Origin of the sequence: Aeribacillus sp. FSL K6-8210 (assembly GCF_037963925.1) — a bacterium.
GTDB classification, from domain to species: Bacteria; Bacillota; Bacilli; order Bacillales; family Aeribacillaceae; genus Aeribacillus; species Aeribacillus composti.
Genome location: NZ_CP150172.1, coordinates 540,113 through 559,952 on the forward strand (window position 1 = coordinate 540,113; position 19,840 = coordinate 559,952).

The following is a 19,840-nucleotide window of genomic DNA, read 5'->3' on the forward strand; positions in this document are numbered from 1 at the left end:
AGAAGTGAAAGATGGAATGGTTGAAATGGATTGGTGAACATTTTATCGGAATGTTCCAGGCTGGCGGAGAAACGTTTATGGGTATGTTTACAGGCATTATCCCGACTTTGGTTGTTTTGCTTACATTTACTTATGCAGTTATTAAATTTATTGGTGAAGAGCGGGTTAATAGAGCGATACAATTTGCTTCGAAGTATATGCTGTTACGATATACTGTCATGCCGATATTATCAGTATTGCTGTTAACAAACCCGATGTGTTATACGTTCGGACGCTTTTTGCCAGAAAAGCAAAAACCGGCGTTTTATGATTCAGCTGTATCGTTTGTTCATCCGGTGACGGCGTTGTTCCCGTATGCAAACGCAGGAGAATTATTTGTCTATTTAGGAATAGCCAACGGAATAAAAGAAGCCGGCTATTCTATGTCAGAGCTTGCTGTCCGTTATTTTCTCGTAGGGATCGTAGTTATTTTATTGCGCGGAATTATTACGGAATATATAACAAAATTTTTGGCGCGCAGAATGGAAGCGAAATCTTAAATTTTGGACAAAGATGAAAGCGAGTTCAAATTTTAAAGAGGAGGAGAACATATGTCAAAACGAGCTGTTTTTGTTGCAAAAGGTTCTGGCGGCTGGGGAAAAGGTTTGCGCATTGAGCCAAAAGGAAAGAAACAAAAAGTTGTATCTATTACAGGCGGCGGCATCCATCCTGTGGCAGCGAGAATAGCCGAATTAACTGGTACAGAGGCTGTAGATGGTTTTAAAAATTCAGTTCCGGAAGATGAAATGATGTGTGTCGTGATTGACTGCGGCGGAACAGCCAGAATTGGTTTGTATCCTATGAAAAGGATCCCAACCGTTGATATTCTCCCGTCTTCACCTTCTGGTCCTTTGGCAAAACATATTACTGAAGATATTTTTGTGTCGGGTGTTACTGTGAAGGATATTTATCTTGCGGACGAAGCAGAAGAACAAAACATTCAGACGGATGCTTCGGAAACGGAGCAGCAAGAAGACAGTCCAAAATTCAATGTGAAGGATAAGGAAGCATTTAAAGCTCAATACGAACAAGTAAAAAAGGAACACCGTGAAAACAATGAAAATATATTAATGAAGTTTTCAAGAGGAATAGGAAAAGTAACTGGTACTTTTTATCAGGCGGGACGCGATTCTGTTGATATGCTGATTAAAAATATTATTCCATTTATGGCTTTTGTCAGTATGTTAATAGGTATAATTAATTATACGGGAATCGGTGATTTGATCGCTAATACTCTTTCTCCTCTTGCCAGTTCTTTATGGGGATTGATCGTCATCGTTATCGTATGTACAATCCCGATTCTGTCACCGGTGTTAGGTCCTGGAGCTGTTATTGCGCAAGTCATTGGGGTATTAATTGGAAGCCAAATTGCAGCGGGCAACATTCCGCCTCAATTTGCTTTGCCGGCTCTATTTGCCATTAATGGCCAAGTGGGTGCGGATTTTGTCCCTGTCGGTTTGTCTCTTGGAGAAGCGAAGCCAGAAACGATTCAATACGGTGTGCCAGCTGTATTGTATAGCCGTTTAATCACAGGAGTTCTTGCAGTTTTAATCGCATATGCCGCAAGCATCGGCATGTATCAATAATGAATAGGATTTCAAGGAGGATCATAAGATGTCGAAAACGATTATTCGTGAAATCGGTACTCTAGTCCCATCATTTGAAGAAGAAAAAGTTTTAATTCTCTTTGGGCCTAATGCTCCTCAAGAGCTTAGAGAAGTATCTGTTATTCATGAATTTGAAGGCGATGTGTCGGATGAGCCGCTTGTTGAGGGCGGAAAAATTATATGGGGCGATCAAGAATATTTCATCACAGCAGTCGGCTCGGCAGCAAACAAAAATTTAAAGGAATTAGGCCATATTTCGATCTATTTTTCCAAACCAAATGAACATGTGCTTCCAGGAGCTGTTTTTGTCGAGCCTTTTACTTTCCCACATATCGAAGTTGGAAAAGAAATTCGCTTTGAAAAATAACAATTTTCTTTCTGTTACCATTATAATTTAATACGAACCTAGATTTTATAGAAAGAAGTGGGGAATTATTGGAAGATAGAAGGCTGCTTGTGAAAATTTCTCATATGTATTATGCGGAAGGAGCTACACAATCAGAAATCGCAAAAGTGTTCGGTGTAAGCCGGTCGCTGATCTCAAAATATTTATCAAAAGCAAGAGAATTGGGAATTGTTGAAATTAAAATTCATGACGGCTCAAATCATCCTCTCATGAATATAGAAGCAAGAATTGAAAAAAAATATGGACTTCGGGAAGTCATTTGCGTTCCGAATCTGGGAAACGGACCGGATTTGGAAAATATCGGGGAATATGCGAGCAAATATTTATTAAGGATATTGAAAGACGGACAAATTGTCGGGGTTTCTTCTGGCACGACATTGCTTTCTGTTGCGAAGCAGATGCCAGCTAACCTTAATTATTCCTCCACGACCTTTGTTCCGATTGTAGGAGGAATGGGGGATGAACGGGTAGATATACATGCCAATGTTCTTGTTTCGATGTTTGCTGAAAAATTGAAGGCAAATTATAAGCTTCTCCATGCCCCTGTGATGGCTGACAGCAAAAAAGATAAGGAATTGTTTATGACTCAAACATCTATACAAAGCATTTTTAACCTTGCCGAAAAAGCGGATATCATCCTTGTAGGAATCGGCGGTTCACCTAAACACTCAACCATTACGAGATCAGAGCTGGGAAAAAAGTATAGACAATATTTTAATGAACTCGATGCTGTTGGCGATATTTGCTATAAGTTTATCGATGAAAACGGAAGCGCCCCTTCAAATATTTGGAATGATAAAATCATTTCTTTTAATATTGAAAAATTAAAAGAAATTCCGTTTGTGATTGGAGTGGCAGCAGGACTGGAAAAAGTCGATGCGATTAAAGCCGTTTTAAAAGGGAAGTTAATAAATGTGTTAATTACAGATGAAAAAACAGCGGAAATGCTTTGACCTAAAAAAATTAATCATATGTGTAAGATGTTGTTCGATAAGTCCCCAAATAAATCAAGTAAAAAACAATAAACCGTTTTTCTCTGCTTGATTTCATATGTTTTCTATTTTGTCTAAAAGAGCTGAGCTGCCTTAACTACAAATTGGCAGCCATTTTTTTTGCATAAAACATGGTTGCAGCCCCTCGATTATCTTTAGTTTACCAAACAAAAGAAAGAAGCTTGAGTACTTCCACTATTTTGAAAGGCTCCGATAAATAAGCTTATATAGATATTCCTTGACTATTTTCGGAAAAAACTCTATATTTATTACAAAAGTAACTATAAAGAACAAATGTAAAGGAGAGGTGGAAGAAATGAGCAATCATGAATTTCCAGCATTTATAACGGATGAAAAATTAGTTGAATTGTATAAACAAATGTGGCTGATACGATATTTTGATGAAAAAGTCGACCAATTTTTTGCAAAAGGAATGATTCATGGAACGACGCACCTTTGTGTAGGACAAGAAGCAACAGCAGCCGGAGCTATTGCTGTTTTACAAGAGAAAGATAAAATTACTAGTACGCACCGGGGCCACGGTCATTGCATTGCTAAAGGCGCCACAGTTGATAAAATGATGGCCGAACTGTTTGGCAAAGTGACCGGCTACTGCAAAGGGAAAGGCGGTTCCATGCACATTGCAGATGTAGAGAAAGGAAACCTAGGGGCAAATGGAATTGTCGGCGGCGGCATACCACTGGCAGTCGGTGCGGCATTAACTTCAAAGATGAAAAATGAGGGGTATGTTGTATTGTGCTTCTTCGGAGATGGTGCAGCAAATGAAGGAAGCTTCCATGAATCATTAAACCTTGCTTCCATTTGGGATCTTCCAGTTGTGTTCATTTGCGAGAACAATCAATACGGAATGAGCGGGTCTGTAAAAGAGATGTTCAATATTGAAAATATAGCAGATCGTGCACAGGCTTACGGTATTCCAGGCAAAGTAATCGATGGGAACGACATGCTTGAAGTGATGAATACAGTTTATGAAGCGGTTGAACATGCCAGATCAGGGAAGGGCCCTGTGCTGATTGAAGCAAAAACATATCGATGGAAAGGCCACTCAAAAAGCGATGCAAAAAAATACCGCACTCGTGAAGAAGAGCAAGAGTGGAGAAAAAAAGATCCGATCAAACGGTTTAAAGAGTACTTGATTGACAAAGGAGTATTAACAGAAGAAAAGGCTGAACAGCTGAGAGAAGAAGCATTCCAGGAAATTGAAGACGCTGTTAAATTTGCGGAAAACAGTCCAGAACCGTCTGTTGATACATTGCTTGAAGACGTTTATGCGTAAATTTAAGGAGGGGAAAAGCGATGAGAGAGATCACTTATTTAGAAGCAGTTCGAGAAGCAATGAGTCAAGAAATGAGAAAAAATGAAGATGTTTATATATTAGGCGAGGATATCGGGGTTTACGGCGGTGCATTTGGTGTCACGCGGGGGATGATCGAGGAATTTGGTCCGGAACGCGTGAGAAATACGCCAATTTCTGAAGCGGCCATTGCAGGTGCGGCTGTCGGATCAGCGCTGACAGGCATGCGGCCGATTTTGGAGCTTCAATTTTCAGATTTCATCACAATCGCTATGGATCAGCTTGTGAACCAAGCTGCAAAGCTCCGGTACATGTTTGGAGGTAAGGGGAAAGTTCCAATGGTTGTAAGAACTCCTGCCGGATCAGGTACAGGCGCAGCTGCCCAGCATTCTCAAAGTTTAGAAGCTTGGATGGCGCACATTCCGGGGCTGAAAGTCGTACAGCCGTCAACAGCTTACGATGCAAAAGGATTATTAAAAGCAGCGATTGACGATGATAATCCAGTTATTTTCTACGAACACAAACTCCTTTACAAAACAAAAAGCCACGTTCCAGAAGAACAATACTCGATTCCATTAGGAAAAGCGGATATTAAACGGGAAGGTAAAGATGTGACGATTGTTGCAACAGCGATTATGGTGCATAAAGCATTAGAAGCGGCAAAAGAGCTTGAAAAAGAAGGAATTGACGTCGAAATTGTCGATCCAAGAACACTTGTCCCGCTGGATGAAGAAACGATCGTCGAATCTGTGAAAAAGACAGGTAGAGTTGTAGTCGTCCATGAAGCTGTAAAACGCGGAGGATATGGCGGTGAAATCGCTAGTGTCATTGCAGAGAGCGAGGCCTTCGATTATCTCGATGCCCCAATCAAACGTCTTGGCGGGCTGCCTGTCCCTATTCCTTATAATCCGAATCTAGAAAAAGCAGCTGTCCCGCAAGTACCGGATATTATAAAAGCAGTAAAAGAAACGGTTCAATTTAAATAAAAAGGGGGGAGAACCGATGGCAAAAGAAATTTTTATGCCGAAGCTGAGCAGTACGATGGAAGTCGGCACACTCCTTCAATGGTTTAAAGAAGAGGGAGAATCCGTTGAGATCGGCGAACCGTTATTTGAAATAATGACCGATAAAATCAATATCGAAGTTGAGGCATATGACAGAGGAACATTGTTGAAAAAATATTTCCAACCGGATGATCAAATCCCAGTCAATCAAGTGATCGGATATATCGGCGAACCGGGGGAAAAGGTTCCTGACGTACCGCCGGCTTTATCAGAGGAATCAACCGAACAGTCCGGTGAAAAAACTGAACAGTCTGAAACAAACGAAGGCGCTGTCGAAGTAAAAAGCAATGAGAATGGTAAGGTAAGAGCCACACCTGCCGCAAGACGTTTAGCAAAAGAAGCGCAAGTGGATCTTCGAAACATTGTAGGAAGCGGGCCAAAAGGACGCATACACCTTAAAGATGTGAAACAATATTTAGAAACAGAAAAGGCACAACCGAAAGTATCGCCGCTGGCAAGAAAAATTGCAGAGCATGAGAATATAGACTTGAAGGCGCTTCAAGGCTCAGGTGCAGGAGGCAAGGTGATGAAACAGGATGTTATCAACGCCATTCAAGCATCAAGTCAGAAAGCTCAGCAGCCTGAAGTCCGGAAGAAACTATCCGGATTGCGGAAAGTGGTTGCCGACAGAATGGTGCAAAGCGCATTTACTGCTCCACATGTTACATTGGCCAGCGATATTGATATGACAAAAGCAATCGAAATGAGAACAGCGCTTCTTCCGGTTGTCGAAAAACAAACTGGATTCCGTTTAACTTATACAGACATTATTATCAAAGCAGTCGGTACAGCTTTATCACGATTCCCTGAAGTGAACGTTCATTTGGAGCATGATGAAATCATTTATAAAAATGAAGTTAATGTTGGAGTGGCAGTTGCGGTAAAAGACGGTTTAATGGTGCCGGTAATTAAACAAGTTGAGCAGAAAGGATTGGCCGCTATTTGTGCAGAAGCAAAAGATTTAAGCAAACGTGCAAGGGAACAAAAACTCCGGGCTGACGAGCTTAAAGGCTCTACCTTTACGATCAGCAATCTCGGCATGTATCCGATAGATGTATTTACACCGATTATTAATCAGCCGGAAATAGCCATTTTAGGTGTTGGTAGAACCCAAGAAAAACCTGTAGTAGTCAACGGGGAAATCGTCATTCGGCCGATGATGACAGTCAGCCTGTCTTTTGATCACCGTGTAATAGATGGAGCACCTGCTGCAGAATTTTTGGCTGAAGTAAAACGCATTCTTGAAAACCCGTATGAAATGATCTTATAAGGAGGGGGCTCAATTTGACAAAATCGTATGATATTGCAGTAATTGGCGGTGGACCAGGAGGCTACATGGCAGCACTTCATGCAGCTCGGTTTGGAAAAAAAGTAATGCTAGTCGAAAAAGATTTTTTGGGCGGCACATGTTTAAATAGAGGCTGCATCCCTTCCAAAACATGGTTGAAAAACGCTGAAATTATTGAGGCAATTGAATTATCAAGAGAATGGGGAATTCAAACGGACAACATCACGATTTCATTAGACAAAATGAAAAAGCGCAAAGACGAAGTCATCTCCCGTCTCAGAAACGGTGTTATGTTTTTGTTAAAGCAAGGAAAAATTGATGTATATGAGGCAGAAGGCTTTGTAGAAGAAGGAAATATTGTAAAAGTAGTTTCGGATAAAAAAGAGGAACGTGTTCAAGCAGACAAAATTATTGTGGCAACCGGTTCATCCCCTTCCGTTCCCCCAATAGATGGACTGGACTCTGCGTCTTTTTATACAAGCGATACCATTTTTGATATTGAAAAAATACCAAGCTCCCTAACCATAATTGGCGGCGGAGTCATTGGGGTGGAGTTAGCGACTATTTTTTCCAGTCTAAAAACAAATGTAACGATCATTGAAATGGCCGGACGGATTATCCCAACTGAAGATGCTGACGCCTCCAAAGCGCTTGCTAAATCGCTGCAGAAAAAAGGAGTCCAAATTTTAACAGATGCGAAAGTAACAAGCGTGAAACAAAACGGAGACAAAACCATTGTCGAATGTCTAAATGAAAAAGGCGAATCGGTATCGGTAGAAGGGGAGGCGCTTTTAGTAAGCGTTGGAAGAAAACCTAATTTATCTGCCGTTCAGGCAGTAAAGCTAGAACAAAACGGGTCTTTTATTAAAGTGAACGAAAAAATGGAAACGAGCTATCCGAATATTTATGCTGTCGGCGATGTCATAGGAGGATATCAGCTGGCGCATGCGGCATATATGGAAGGAATTGTTGCCGCATCGAACGCAGCAGGCTGTGAACGGAAAATGGATGAAAAAGTTGTTCCCAGGTGCATTTTTACGCTTCCAGAAGTAGCTAGTGTTGGCTTGACAGAAGAGGAGGCCGAGCGCAAAGGGCTGCAAGTAAAGGCTGAAAGATTTGATCTTGCCGGAAATGGAAAAGCGCTTGTTTCTGGCGACACATCAGGATTTATAAAAATAGTGTATGATGAAAAATATGGAGAAATAATTGGAGTCACAATGGTTGGCCCACACGTGACCGAAATGATTTCAGAAGCTTCCTCTTTCATATCCCTGGAAGGCACTGTAGAAGAACTGGCCAATATGATTCATCCTCACCCAACCATATCTGAATCGTTTTTTGACGTCGCAAGAAACATTATAGACAAAAGTAAAAAATAATAGCGTGATGTAAAAAGGGCTTATTTACAATTGTTATACTAATTAACATTTAGTAAAACAAATTTGTAAATAAGCTCTTATTTTTTCTAATTTAATTAAAAAGTATTGACTCGATAATTCTAACAATTTAAAATATTATTAACAAATGTAATATTAAAGAACTTTTGGAAAGGGGATGAGAATGTTCCAAATGATTGTCTTTCCTTATAAAGCAATAGGGAGATGGTTTTATGGAGAAGTTTGTACATCTAGATGAAGATATCATTTGCTTGGATGTCGATAAAAAAACGAATGAAGATGTAATTACTTATATGTTTGAAAAAATGAAAAAAAAGAATTATGTGAAGGAATCGTTTCTTAAAGCTGTTTTAAGTAGGGAAAAAGTATATTCTACTGGTTTACCTCTTGAAAATATGGGGGTAGCGATTCCACATACGGATCCCGAACATGTTAACATTCCAACTGTTGGTGTTGCAGTTCTTCGTGAACCTGTGACTTTTCAAATGATGGGAAATCCATCTCAATCTGTAGAAGTAGAAATAGTTTTTATACTAGCAATTAAAGATCCTAATAAGCAGCTAACAATGTTAGAAAAATTGATGGAAATGTTTCAAAATAATGATGAAATGTTTAAATTAAAAAATGCTAGGGAAAAAGCTGAAATATACAAAATATTAGATAATAAATTCAATTTTTAATATTTTAAAATGTAAGCGTTTTAAATACCTTATTTATTACAGGGGGTGGGTGAAATGATTAAACAAGCTGTTGATTTTATTCTTGATTTAGGACCATCCATCATGTTGCCTATCATAATGACAATTTTCGGATTGATTTTAAAACAAGGATTTAAAAAATCATTTCGGGCTGCTTTGACAATTGGAATTGGTTTTGTTGGAGTAAACCTTGTCATTACTCTTTTAACTAATTCATTAGGTCCAGCTACAGAGGCAATGGTCAAAAAACTTGGTTTGGAGTTGGGAATTTTAGATGTTGGCTGGCCGATTGGTGCAGCTATTTCATTTGGTACTCCAGTCGCTCCACTTATGAGTCCTTTAGTACTAATTTTAAATGTTATTTTATTGTCGATTAATTTTACTAAAACTTTAAATGTTGATATTTGGAACTTTTGGCATTTAATTTTTGCAGCTTCTGTTACTTATTATGCTTATGACAATATGATACTTGCATTGTTTGTAGGTTTAGTGGTTTCTGCGATTACATTAAAACTAGCCGACTGGACAGCACCAGCTGTTGAACACCATTTTGGCTTAAAAGGCGTGTCTTTAGCGCACTCGGAAACGGTCAATTTTGCCCCAATCACTTACGCAACAAATAGAATATTGGACAAAATACCGGGAATTAACAAAATTCATGCAGATCCTGAAACTTTAAGTAAAAGATTTGGAATATTTGGGGAACCGTTGATGATGGGGCTAATTTTAGGAATGCTAATTAGTATCCTTGGAGGCTACGATTTAAAGGGAATTTTAACACTTGGCGTACAAATGGCAGCTGTGTTAGTTCTTTTGCCTCGGATGGTATCCCTCCTTATGGAAGGGCTGATCCCTATCTCTGAAGGCGCAAGAGATTACATTAATAAAAAATTTCCTGGAAAAAACGTATATATTGGATTAGATGCTGCTATTGTAATTGGTAATCCAGCAAATATGGCAGTAGCTTTAATTATGGTTCCTATAACGATTCTTTTGGCCGTGATTCTTCCATACAATCAAATGTTACCATTTACAGATTTAGCGGTTCTGCCTTTTACCGTCATTTGGGCTGTAGCAGCAGCTAGAGGAAATATTGTTAGGGGATTAATTAATGCTATCATTACGATCATGATTGTTCTTTTTATAGCAACGAATTTAGCGGAATTGGCAACAACAATGGGAAGAGCAGTAGGTTTTGATTTTCCTGAGGGAGCTTCGTTGATTTCTGGTATTGATTTAGGATCTCATGTTATTCCTTGGATCATCGTTCGTTTACTGGACCCAACAAATCCTTATTTTATTGCTGCAATTATATGCGCAATACTATATGGGTTGATTTGGTATTGGGTGAGAAATGATATCAAAAAGCAATTCGCAAAGGAAATGGGAATCTTGGAAGAGAATAATAAAAATATAGAATAGCAAAAAATATGAGGGAGGAATAAATTTGGCACAGAAAAAAATTTTAGTATGTTGCGGAACAGCTGTTGCCACTTCTACTGTAGTAGCCAAAAAGATTGAAGAAGTTTTAAAAAATAAAGGATTCAATGTAGCTGTTGAACAATGCAAGGCTGCAGAAGTGCCTGTAAAAGCTGAAAATGCTGATGTAATCGTTACGACAACACCAGTAAGTAATGTTGGGGATGTGCCAGTTATTCAGACTGTCTCTTTTTTAACGGGTGTTGGGATTGATGATGATATTAACAAAATTATTGAATATTTAAACAAGTAACATGTATCTGGAAAAAGAGTTAGATTTCAAATTCCTTAAAAAGAAATCTAACTCTTCTTTCAATTCGGAGGTTGTTATGAAAAAGTATAGGTATAGTAAATGGATGGTTTGCAGTAAAAATTTTGTTCCTTTGATTTTAATGGTTGGTTTGTTTGGTTATGGGATATATGGCTATCTTATTGATGAACATAATGAATTATATAAACTATTAATCATTGTTATGCCTTTTTTAATATTATCCTCCGTTATTGGTTTACAATTTCCTTCTTCTATCACGGTAACGAAAGAAGGAATTTTATTTGAAGGATTTGGCAGACAGCATAAATATGATTGGAGTGAAGTTAAAAATGAAATGAAAATAAAAAAATATGATTTTGCTGGCCAAATATACATTCGCATAGGTAACCCGCGAATATTTGGCGGAAGATATTGGATTTCATATAAAATGGACGGTTACTCTGAATTATTAAGTGAATTAATAAATAGAGGTGCTCGCGTACTTTAGTGGAGGAGATCAATATGAAAGCTGCTGTCTTTTATGATAGGGAGGATATAAGGTATGAAGAAAGACCAATTCCTCAAATAGGTGAAAATGAAGTTCTATTAAAAATGAAGGTATGTGGTGTATGTGGAACTGATATTCATAAAGTAGTCGATGGAACTGTACCGCCTAATACAGTATTAGGGCATGAAGTAGCAGGGGAAATTGTACAAGTTGGTAAAAATGTTACACAATTTGAAGAAGGAGATCGTGTTTTTGTTGCCCATCATGTACCATGCTTCACCTGTCATTATTGTAATAGAGGAAATTACAGTTTATGTACTCAGTTTAAAGCAACAAATCTAGATCCTGGTGGTTTTTCAGAATATATTCGAGTCTCTGCTGTTCATGTAAAACATACAATGGGAAAATTGCCATCTGCTATGAGCTTTGAAACAGGAGCTTTTGTAGAACCAGTTGCTTGTTGTTTGCATGGATTTGAGTCCATTGCATTAAATCCTGGAGATACAGTTTTTATAATGGGGGCAGGTCAAATAGGGTGCATTCAAATTCAGTTGGCAAAATATTTCTTAGCTGACAGAGTAATCGTAAGTGATATTAACCCATTTCGGTTAAACAAATCATTAGAATTTGGTGCGGACTATATCATAAATAGCAAGAATGAACATGTGAGGGACAGAATAATGGAAATAACAGATGGTCAAGGGGCAGATGTAGTTATTATTTCAGCTGGTGTTAATCATCTGTTGACGGAAGCAATGGAATGTGTAGGCAAAGGTGGGACAATATTAGTATTTGCTCCGTTTAAGAGGGACCTTGTCCCATTACGGGCGGATAGGTTTTTTCAAGACGAAATTAAACTTGTTGGCTCCTATTCATCCAATCCATATAATTACGATAAAGCATTACAACTACTTAAGATGGGTGTTGTAGAAGCGGATAAGATGATCACACATCGTTTCCATTTATCACAGCTGAATGAAGCCATTCAATGTGCACACAGTACTAAAGAGAATGTCCTAAAAGTATTGATTAAATCGTAATAAATGGTGGTGAAAAATCCTTTGGAAATAAAGTTAAAAAATAAAGTTGCGATCGTGGTTGGAAGTAATTTTATTTTTGGGAAAGAGATATGTTTAGCACTTGCTTTATCTGGCGCTGAGGTATGGATTCATCATTTTAACGAGGAGGACAAAATTGAGCAAATTTCTAAAGAAATCTCCTCACTCGGCGGAACAGCAAAGGTCATCTCAGGCGACTTAAGGAAACTAGAAGAGGTTCAAAAAGTTATTTCAAAAATTGCAAAGAATAGTGGAAAAATTGACATTTTAATCAATAATATTCATGTTTTGTCAAAAGAAACAATTGAGGATTTAGATCCTAATGATTGGATTGAAACGTTGGAGTTCAACCTTGATATTCCGTTCTTATGCAGCAAGGAAGTGATTCCACACATGCTAAGAATTGGGGAGGGAAACATTATTAACATTTCAGCAACCGCGGCAGTCACCGGTGAAATCGGCCCCCATTATGCAGCGTCGAAAAGCGCATTAAATTCAATGACTAAAGGATTGTCTAGGGAATTCCGTGAATTTGGAATACGTGTAAATAGCATTTCTCCTGATATCGTTCAAACATCAACATCATTGTCTTCTCTCAGTAAAGCAGTTGCAAACACAGTTTTGTTTTTATGCTCTCCATATGCGACACATTTAAAAGGCGAAATAATTTTCCTTGGAGAGGAGGAAAATATTCATTGAATAGAGAGAATGTATTGGTAATTGGAGGAGCGGCGGGCATTGGAAAACAGATTGTTTTAGACTTTGCCGGAAGGGGAAAAAAAGTAGCAGTAGCTGATATTAATAAAAAAGCACTTGATCAACTAATCAATGAAAGCGGAAGACCAAATGACATTTTTAGTTTTGAAGTAGATGTATCGAACTGGGAAAGCGTTCAAAATATGATGACAAAAGTTAAAGAAACTTTAAATTCGATTGATATTTTTGTTTATTCTGCAGGGATTACGAAACAAGTTTCTTTTTTGAATATTGATTGGGCATCGTGGAAAAAAACAATAGCTGTAAATTTACATGGACTTTTTTTCAGTACAAAAGCAGTGTTGCCATTAATGAAAAATAAAAATGGAGGTAGTATTATAATCATTGGATCTGGTTCTGCCATAACCGGTTCAGGCGGAGGTATCCATTATGCTGCTTCAAAAGGTGGTGCTTTTGGATTTATGAGATCTTTAGTAGGAGAGCTAGGTAAAGAAGGAATTAACATAAATGTGATTGCTCCTCGTGTAATTGAATCGGACATGCTTGACCGCTTGTATCCTTCAGAGGGATCCAAAAATACTCTAAAAAAAGAAATTCCGATAGGCCGACTAGGTAAACCTTCTGATATTTCAAATCTCACTAATTTTTTGTCTAATGAAGAATCAGCATATATTCATGGGCAAATCATTATTGCAGATGGCGGGAGAACATTTAGACCAAAAAGCGGTTAAGTTCACTTGATTAGTTTTGAACTTGATCATCTATTTCTTAAGCTTTACAAGAACCGTTTTTTCATCTTAAAAATAATGGTCAATATTGTATTGGGGCAACTTTATGTTCAAAAAACAATAGCTATATGTGTTTTTCGTTCATAATTGTTTTTGCTCACATAAAATTGAGCCACTTCGCTCATGAAAACGTGAACCACTCCATTTCCATCGAAAAACACCATCTTGATATGGAGTGAGAGGCATGATAGGCTTGTTGCCTATCAAAACACTTTGATGTGTCGCGTTTCGAGTGAAATCATGCCTCTGGAGGCTCCATGTCAAGCCTTTTATAACTGAATCGTTGAGTTATATTATTGCAAATTTTTAATGTTGACTCCACACTCTGCTTTTTTTCTTGCAGAAATAGTCCTTCTCAGCTCTGGCAACAACTTTCACCATTCCCCATTTTAGATCTTTCGTATGCTTTTCATTTAGGCTATCTTACTCAAGTGTTGAAACTTAAGGCCGTTAGTTTCTTGACGTGTTTGATGAATCAAATTGAACAACTCAGAAAATTCTTGCTTATTCATTGTACTTATTAGTTCATTTGTTGTGTTTTTTGTGTTATCCTTATCCATGGGAATTATCCTTATAATTAGAAATTCTAATTATAAGGATTTTTTATACTGATTAAAGACCATGTATTTTCCATATATTTAAAAATATTACAAAATTTTTTGAATATAACAACTTGAGGAATAAGATTAATTTAAGTCAAAGGTTAGTTAATATAAGTTATTTTTAACAATGCTGATGGTTAAATAAAGAGGTGAAGAAATGTTAACGTGGGAAGAAAGGAGACAACTTGTCAAGATAGCGACTTTATATTACACAGAAGGATGGACACAAGAGCAAATTGCCAAAAAGATTGGCGTGTCTAGACCGATTGTTTCGAAAATGATACAAAAGGCAAAAGAAGCAGGAATTATTGAAATATATATAAAAGATGAGAGTATCCATACAGTTGAATTGGAACAGAAGCTGGAAAAATATTTTAATTTAAAGGATGCAGTTGTTGTTCCTTCTGTAGGTTTAACTCCTGATTTGGTAAAGAGTGCGGTAGGACGAGCAGGTGCTTATTATCTTTCTAAAAATTTAAAAAACGTAAAACGTCTCGGAATTTCCTGGGGAACTACACTTGCCGAACTTGTAAAGGAATTTCCATATGTACGTAATGAAGATATACATATAGTTCCGCTCGAAGGTGGTATGGGAAGAAAATACGTTGAAATTCATGCAAATCAACTGGCATATGAACTGGCAAAAAAGTTAAATTGTACATGCTCTTATTTATACGCTCCTGCGATTGTAGAGACAGAAGAATTAAAAGAAAGATTATTAGCAATGCAGGATATAGAAGCAGTGCTTGAAGAAGGACGAAATGTCGATATAGCAGTCATCGGAATTGGTAACCCGCATAGGTCATCTACATTGCGGAAGTTAGGTTATTTGAGTGATGAAGATTTAAATTATTTACGCAAGCTCGGTGTAGTCGGAGATATCGGATTTCGTTTTTTTGATGATTTTGGAAATGTTATTATCGACTCTTTTACGAACAAAGTAATTGGCGTTACTTTAACAGAACTGAAAAAAATTAATCAAGTAATTGCTGTTGTTGAAGGGATACACAAACTTGAAAGTATAAAAGCTGCATTAAACGGTGGATTTATAAATGTTTTAATTATCGATGAACAGACTGCTGCAGCAATTGTTGAAAACTGGTAATACCCTGTTAATTCAATCCCATGGGCCGATTTATAGAAAAATTAAATAAAAATACTATGCTCCAACTCTCAAATCATTAAGTTTTGAAGTTGGAGTTTTTTTGATTTTGCTGAAATATTTTGCCGATTTAAAACGTCGACGCTTACTTAAAAAAATCACGCGTCTTTGTTTAGCATGGGGCATTTTGTAACGGATCATTACAAGGCAGTTATTCCACTAAAAAAGTGGGGTAAAAAATTTAAAAGCAAAGTTGAAAATGGTAATGGCGAAGGAACAGATAAAGAGCGGACAATAGGTTGAAGGAAAGCAAGGGAGGAGGGAAAAAGTTGAAAATTCAACGCATTGAAAGGCAAAGTCGGCGAAAAATTCTGAACTCGTTTTTAGAATAATCGTTGTTTATTGAGAACTCATAATGTAGGTTCGAAAGCCTTTCTATGTCCCGATTAAAAAAGAAAATGTCCGTAAGAGAAAATTGACACCATTAGTATTCAACGTGCGATGACTGTTCCCCTGATAAAGCCAACATAGCATTTATTTGTCCTAGCAATTTAAAAATGAGAAAAGTGGTCCAGCTCAATGATTTTTTCGTTTGTTTTTCGCCTCTAGCCAAGCTTAATCAGAATGAAACATATATCGATTGACAGGTCTTCCGATGCTGCCGTACTGAACATGGATTGAGACTTTTTTGATTTTCGCCAGGTAGTCTAAATATCTTCGTGCAGTAACGCGTGCAATACCGATTCCTTCCGCAACTTCTTCAGCGGAAATCGGTTCTTTTTGATTTTGAAGGAAACGGATAATCTTATCAAGTGTTACTTGGTTCAACCCTTTAGGCAGTTCTGGATCCTCTGGCTTTTTCTTGAATTTATTGTTTAACAACATAGTGTCTACATCTTTTTGCGTTAATTTTTCTTTTTCCTTCAGCTGGCTATGATAAAGCAAATAGTTTTTTAATGATTGTTGGAGCCGTTCAAATTTAAACGGTTTCATAATGTAGTCAAAAGCGCCGTTTTGCAGGACACGGCGAACAGTTTCCATATCTCTCGCAGCGGTAATCGCAATGACATCTACGGAATGACCCTCTGACCGGATTTGCTTAAGCGTTTCTAATCCATCCTGATTAGGCATGTAAATATCTATAATAACTAGTTCAGGTTTCAATTCCCGAACAAGCTCTATGCCTTCTTTTCCGTTCCCTGCGATTCCAATCACAGTAAAGCCGTCGACTTTTTGGATAAATTGTTTATTCACCTCTTGAACCATGGGATCATCTTCAATCAACAATACACTAATTTTTTTGTTCAAATTTTTTGCCCCCTTTGTTTTTTACATATCAAATGTGATGATAAATGTAGTTCCCATACCTTTTTGCGACTCAACCTGAATGTGACCGTTTGCTCGGTCAACAATTTGTTTGACCAGATATAAGCCTATTCCATGATTTTGCTTGTTTTTTGTGGAAAAACCCTTTTCAAAAATGTTCGGTAATACAGAATCGTCTATGCCAGGACCGTTATCTTCAACTAATATCGTGCAAATTTCTTTATTTTGATCGATGCTGACGAATATTTCTTTGTCAGGATCAGTCGACTCTTGAAAGGCATCAAAAGCATTTTCAATTAAATTCCCAATGATGATCACCAAGTCGTTATGATCGATATTTTTTGGAAATCGCTCCAAATGGCTGTTTCTGTCAATGACTACTTTAATTCCGAGCTCTTTGCCCCGGCTGATTTTGCTGAGTAAAAGGCCCGATATGCTTTCATCTTTAATATGTTCAGTTAAAAAGTTTGTCAGCTCTTCTTGCTCTTCCGTTATTTTGAATACATATTCTAACGCTTTTTCTTTATGTCCAAGCTGAATGAGACCTGCTATCGTGTGCAATTTGTTCATATGTTCATGATTTTGAACACGAAGCGCGTGGACAAAAGCTTTCACTCCGGTTAATTCTTCCGCAAGCTTTTTGATTTCAGTTCGATCCTGGAAAATGGCGACAGCTCCGACCGTTTCGTTATTCACTCTGATCGGGATGCGATTGCTTAAAATGCTTAGATTCCTTACCTGCAATTCTTTGTTATAAATAGGACGGTCAATTACTAATATTTCCGGGAGTCGGGTGTCGGAAATAACGTCGCGAATCGGCTTTCCGATCACATCTCCTTCAATGCCCATCATTTGTTTGGCACGGTCATTAAAAATAGTTATACGTTCATTTTTATCAATGGCAATGACTCCTTCGTGCATAGCATTAAATGTTTCAGTCCGTTCAACTAGCATTTTAGCTATTTCAAAAGGCTCCAAGTGAAACATCTGCTTTTTTATATGTCTTGCCAGGAGCCAGGCCCCCAAACCGCCTAATAGTAAGACAAGAAAAGAAATCGAAAAAATTTGCGATTTTAAATTTGCAAGCAGCTCATATAAGCTTGGAAGCTTATAGGCTGCGATGACGACTCCAACTTGTTTATGTTCTTTATTCATGACAGGTACAAAGGCGCGGATAACAGTGCCGATTTCTCCATTTGCTTTTGACGTATATGTGTGTTCGGCAAAGGCAGGACCTTCATCTTCTCCTTCCGATTTTGTTCCGATTAAAGATTTGACCGGATGGGAAAGGCGGGTACGATCCATATCGAGCACAACAATATATTCTGTTCCGTTAATGATTTGAAGACGTTCAATCATCGAAGGAATCAGCTGGCGATCTTTCAAGCTTCCATTGAGCCCGTTTCTGACTTCAGGCAGCGCCGCAACCGTCCTCGCAGCTAATATAGATTGCTGTTTAAGCTCTTCTTCTTTTTGGTTTAAATATTCGTTTACAATAAATAATCCTCCGAAAAAAAGCGATAAAAAGACAATAATAAAAATTAAACCTGTTATTTTCCATATAATTGGTAATCGCTTCATAAGGCAACCTCTTTTAGCTAAACGTTCATACTTGCTTTATTTTATCACAGATTTGCTTTCCTTTACTTTAGAGAAAGAGCATGCTTGGTATAATTTATGTTAAAATGATCAAAAACAAATGGTGTGATGAATCATGAAGAAAAAAATCGTGAGGTATTTGGCTATAGTATGTGCCGGGTTAGCCTTTGCGTTATTTTCCTATAATATCATTATACAATCTCAAAATGATCCACCGGTTTACGATGATGAGCAAGAGGGGCTAAAAGAGCAAATTAAAATCTATTTCAGCCATGTAGTGGCGGAGGATACGCCAAAAGGCTTGGCTGCACAAAGGTTTGCAGATTTGGTCGAGGAAAAGACGAAGGGCCGAGTAAAAGTGATTGTGTTTCCAAACGGTTCATTATATTCAGATAAAGATGAAATAGAAGCTTTAAGAAAAGGCAAAGTGCAAATGATTGCTCCTTCCTATTCAAACGTGGCAAAATTGGTTCCGGAATGGGAAGTGTTAGATTTACCGTTTATTTTTCAAAACGATGATAATGTTGAAAGGGTTTTAACAGGAAAAATTGGCGAAGAGCTGCTCAGTATGTTAGAACCGAAAGGATTTAAAGGACTGGCTTTTTGGGGAAATGGATTCAAACAAATGGTAAATAGTCAAATGTTTATGAAAAATCCGGATGATTTCAAAGACCAAAGATTTCGGATCATGCCTAATAAAGTCATAAAAAAACAATTTAACATGTTAGGAGCGGAACCGATTGCCCTCTCATTTGATCAAGTTTATGAATCATTAGAAGAGGAAGCATTTGACGGACAAGAAAACACAATTTCGAATATTTATTCAAAAAGATTTTATCAATTTCATCCGTATGTAACAATTAGCAATCACGGTTATTTAGGATATGTCGTAATGGTCAATGAAACATTTTGGAATCAGCTACCTAAAGACGTTCAAAAACAAATTATGAAAGCAATAGAAGAAACGACAGCTTGGAATATGAAGCAATCGAAACAGCAAAATATAAGACAGCTTGAAGAAATGAGGCAAAATCCAAATATACATATTCATACGTTAACGGAAAAAGAGCGAAAGAAATGGCAGGAACGATTTGTGCCGCTTTACCAAGAATATGAAGCGAAATATGGAAAGCTATTAAAAGAAATAAGAAATGCAGCAAGCTGAACTAGCCATTGTTTCAGCAAAAAATGGACTGTCCGCGAGGCGGCAGTCTTTTTTTATGGAATTTGAGAGAAAAAAAAGAGGTGTTATATTCGCCGCTCTCATCCATTTTTACGCATGATACACCACAAGAAATAGTCCAACGAGCATTCGGTGGAAAGATGTAAGATAAAGTACATGGACATCACAGCGGCTGAACTTTCTTTACAGGAATGGCTGAAATAAAACCTTTCAGCTTATCGGCAGTAACTATTTGAAACGAATGAATGATTCTAAGAAACTCGATCTCATGGTTTATCGCCCGTTGTGTTTTGATTTTTTTTTGGGTTACAAATGGACAATCGGTTATGAAAATGGTCATCGTTGGAGTTACGACTGAAGCATGAGAGTCGTTGGGCAGTAGTTAACCAGCTCTGTTAAGGAAGGAGAACAAGCCGTTTACG

At 37.7% G+C, this 19,840-nt stretch carries 19 protein-coding genes; 17 read left to right on the forward strand and 2 right to left on the reverse strand.

Going from position 1 to position 19,840, the window contains the following annotated elements:
• The first annotated feature begins 11 nt into the window (after window positions 1-11).
• The 16 genes from NSQ41_RS02770 to NSQ41_RS02845 all read left to right on the forward strand — a co-directional run bounded on the left by NSQ41_RS02770 (window position 12) and on the right by NSQ41_RS02845 (window position 15,313).
• Complete coding sequence (locus NSQ41_RS02770; RefSeq protein ID WP_066246929.1) at window positions 12-539, forward strand: PTS glucitol/sorbitol transporter subunit IIC; 528 nt, start codon at window positions 12-14, stop codon at window positions 537-539.
• A 51-nt stretch (window positions 540-590) separates the two neighbouring features.
• Window positions 591-1,625: a PTS glucitol/sorbitol transporter subunit IIB gene (locus NSQ41_RS02775; RefSeq protein WP_327848374.1), complete on the forward strand. Its 1,035-nt coding sequence runs from the start codon at window positions 591-593 to the stop codon at window positions 1,623-1,625.
• A gap of 28 nt (window positions 1,626-1,653) precedes the next feature.
• Window positions 1,654-2,013: a PTS glucitol/sorbitol transporter subunit IIA gene (locus NSQ41_RS02780; protein WP_063386335.1), complete on the forward strand. Its 360-nt coding sequence runs from the start codon at window positions 1,654-1,656 to the stop codon at window positions 2,011-2,013.
• An 89-nt stretch (window positions 2,014-2,102) separates the two neighbouring features.
• A complete protein-coding gene (locus NSQ41_RS02785; protein WP_339210943.1) occupies window positions 2,103-3,005 on the forward strand; it encodes a sugar-binding transcriptional regulator in 903 nt (300 codons plus the stop codon).
• A gap of 355 nt (window positions 3,006-3,360) precedes the next feature.
• On the forward strand, window positions 3,361-4,341 hold the full coding sequence (gene pdhA, locus NSQ41_RS02790) for a pyruvate dehydrogenase (acetyl-transferring) E1 component subunit alpha (protein ID WP_339210944.1): 981 nt from the start codon (window positions 3,361-3,363) through the stop codon (window positions 4,339-4,341).
• 20 nt (window positions 4,342-4,361) lie between these two features.
• Entirely contained in the window at window positions 4,362-5,345 is a 984-nt protein-coding gene (locus NSQ41_RS02795) for an alpha-ketoacid dehydrogenase subunit beta (RefSeq protein WP_063386333.1), read from the forward strand.
• A gap of 16 nt (window positions 5,346-5,361) precedes the next feature.
• Window positions 5,362-6,693 carry a dihydrolipoamide acetyltransferase family protein gene (locus tag NSQ41_RS02800; protein WP_339210946.1) on the forward strand — a complete coding sequence of 444 codons (1,332 nt, stop codon included), beginning with the start codon at window positions 5,362-5,364 and terminating at the stop codon, window positions 6,691-6,693.
• Between the two features lie 14 nt (window positions 6,694-6,707).
• Window positions 6,708-8,090: a dihydrolipoyl dehydrogenase gene (gene lpdA / locus NSQ41_RS02805; protein ID WP_339210948.1), complete on the forward strand. Its 1,383-nt coding sequence runs from the start codon at window positions 6,708-6,710 to the stop codon at window positions 8,088-8,090.
• Window positions 8,091-8,320: 230 nt separating this feature from the next.
• Window positions 8,321-8,788: a PTS sugar transporter subunit IIA gene (locus NSQ41_RS02810; protein WP_066246921.1), complete on the forward strand. Its 468-nt coding sequence runs from the start codon at window positions 8,321-8,323 to the stop codon at window positions 8,786-8,788.
• 54 nt (window positions 8,789-8,842) lie between these two features.
• A complete protein-coding gene (locus NSQ41_RS02815) occupies window positions 8,843-10,228 on the forward strand; it encodes a PTS transporter subunit IIC (RefSeq protein ID WP_339210951.1) in 1,386 nt (461 codons plus the stop codon).
• 25 nt (window positions 10,229-10,253) lie between these two features.
• The gene (locus tag NSQ41_RS02820; protein WP_066246917.1) at window positions 10,254-10,538 is read left to right on the forward strand and encodes a PTS sugar transporter subunit IIB; all 285 of its coding nucleotides are present in this window, start codon (window positions 10,254-10,256) and stop codon (window positions 10,536-10,538) included.
• A gap of 76 nt (window positions 10,539-10,614) precedes the next feature.
• Window positions 10,615-11,043 (forward strand): hypothetical protein, encoded by a 429-nt coding sequence (locus NSQ41_RS02825; protein WP_130157757.1) that lies wholly within the window; start codon window positions 10,615-10,617, stop codon window positions 11,041-11,043.
• 14 nt (window positions 11,044-11,057) lie between these two features.
• Complete coding sequence (locus tag NSQ41_RS02830; protein ID WP_130157758.1) at window positions 11,058-12,083, forward strand: zinc-dependent dehydrogenase; 1,026 nt, start codon at window positions 11,058-11,060, stop codon at window positions 12,081-12,083.
• 21 nt (window positions 12,084-12,104) lie between these two features.
• Window positions 12,105-12,800, forward strand: a complete 696-nt coding sequence (locus NSQ41_RS02835) for an SDR family oxidoreductase (protein ID WP_165381940.1) — start codon at window positions 12,105-12,107, stop codon at window positions 12,798-12,800.
• Window positions 12,797-13,549: an SDR family oxidoreductase gene (locus tag NSQ41_RS02840; protein WP_066246911.1), complete on the forward strand. Its 753-nt coding sequence runs from the start codon at window positions 12,797-12,799 to the stop codon at window positions 13,547-13,549. Before NSQ41_RS02835 ends, NSQ41_RS02840 begins: the two co-directional genes overlap by 4 nt.
• A gap of 816 nt (window positions 13,550-14,365) precedes the next feature.
• Entirely contained in the window at window positions 14,366-15,313 is a 948-nt protein-coding gene (locus NSQ41_RS02845; protein ID WP_066246910.1) for a sugar-binding transcriptional regulator, read from the forward strand.
• Window positions 15,314-15,925: 612 nt separating this feature from the next.
• Here the strand turns inward: NSQ41_RS02845 and NSQ41_RS02850 are convergent.
• Window positions 15,926-16,576: a response regulator gene (locus NSQ41_RS02850; RefSeq protein WP_339211594.1), complete on the reverse strand. Its 651-nt coding sequence runs from the start codon at window positions 16,574-16,576 to the stop codon at window positions 15,926-15,928.
• 63 nt (window positions 16,577-16,639) lie between these two features.
• Window positions 16,640-18,217, reverse strand: a complete 1,578-nt coding sequence (locus NSQ41_RS02855) for a sensor histidine kinase (RefSeq protein WP_063386326.1) — start codon at window positions 18,215-18,217, stop codon at window positions 16,640-16,642.
• Between the two features lie 133 nt (window positions 18,218-18,350).
• Between NSQ41_RS02855 and NSQ41_RS02860 the strand changes: the two genes are divergently transcribed.
• Window positions 18,351-19,400 (forward strand): DctP family TRAP transporter solute-binding subunit, encoded by a 1,050-nt coding sequence (locus NSQ41_RS02860; protein WP_339198676.1) that lies wholly within the window; start codon window positions 18,351-18,353, stop codon window positions 19,398-19,400.
• The last annotated feature ends 440 nt before the right edge of the window (window positions 19,401-19,840 follow it).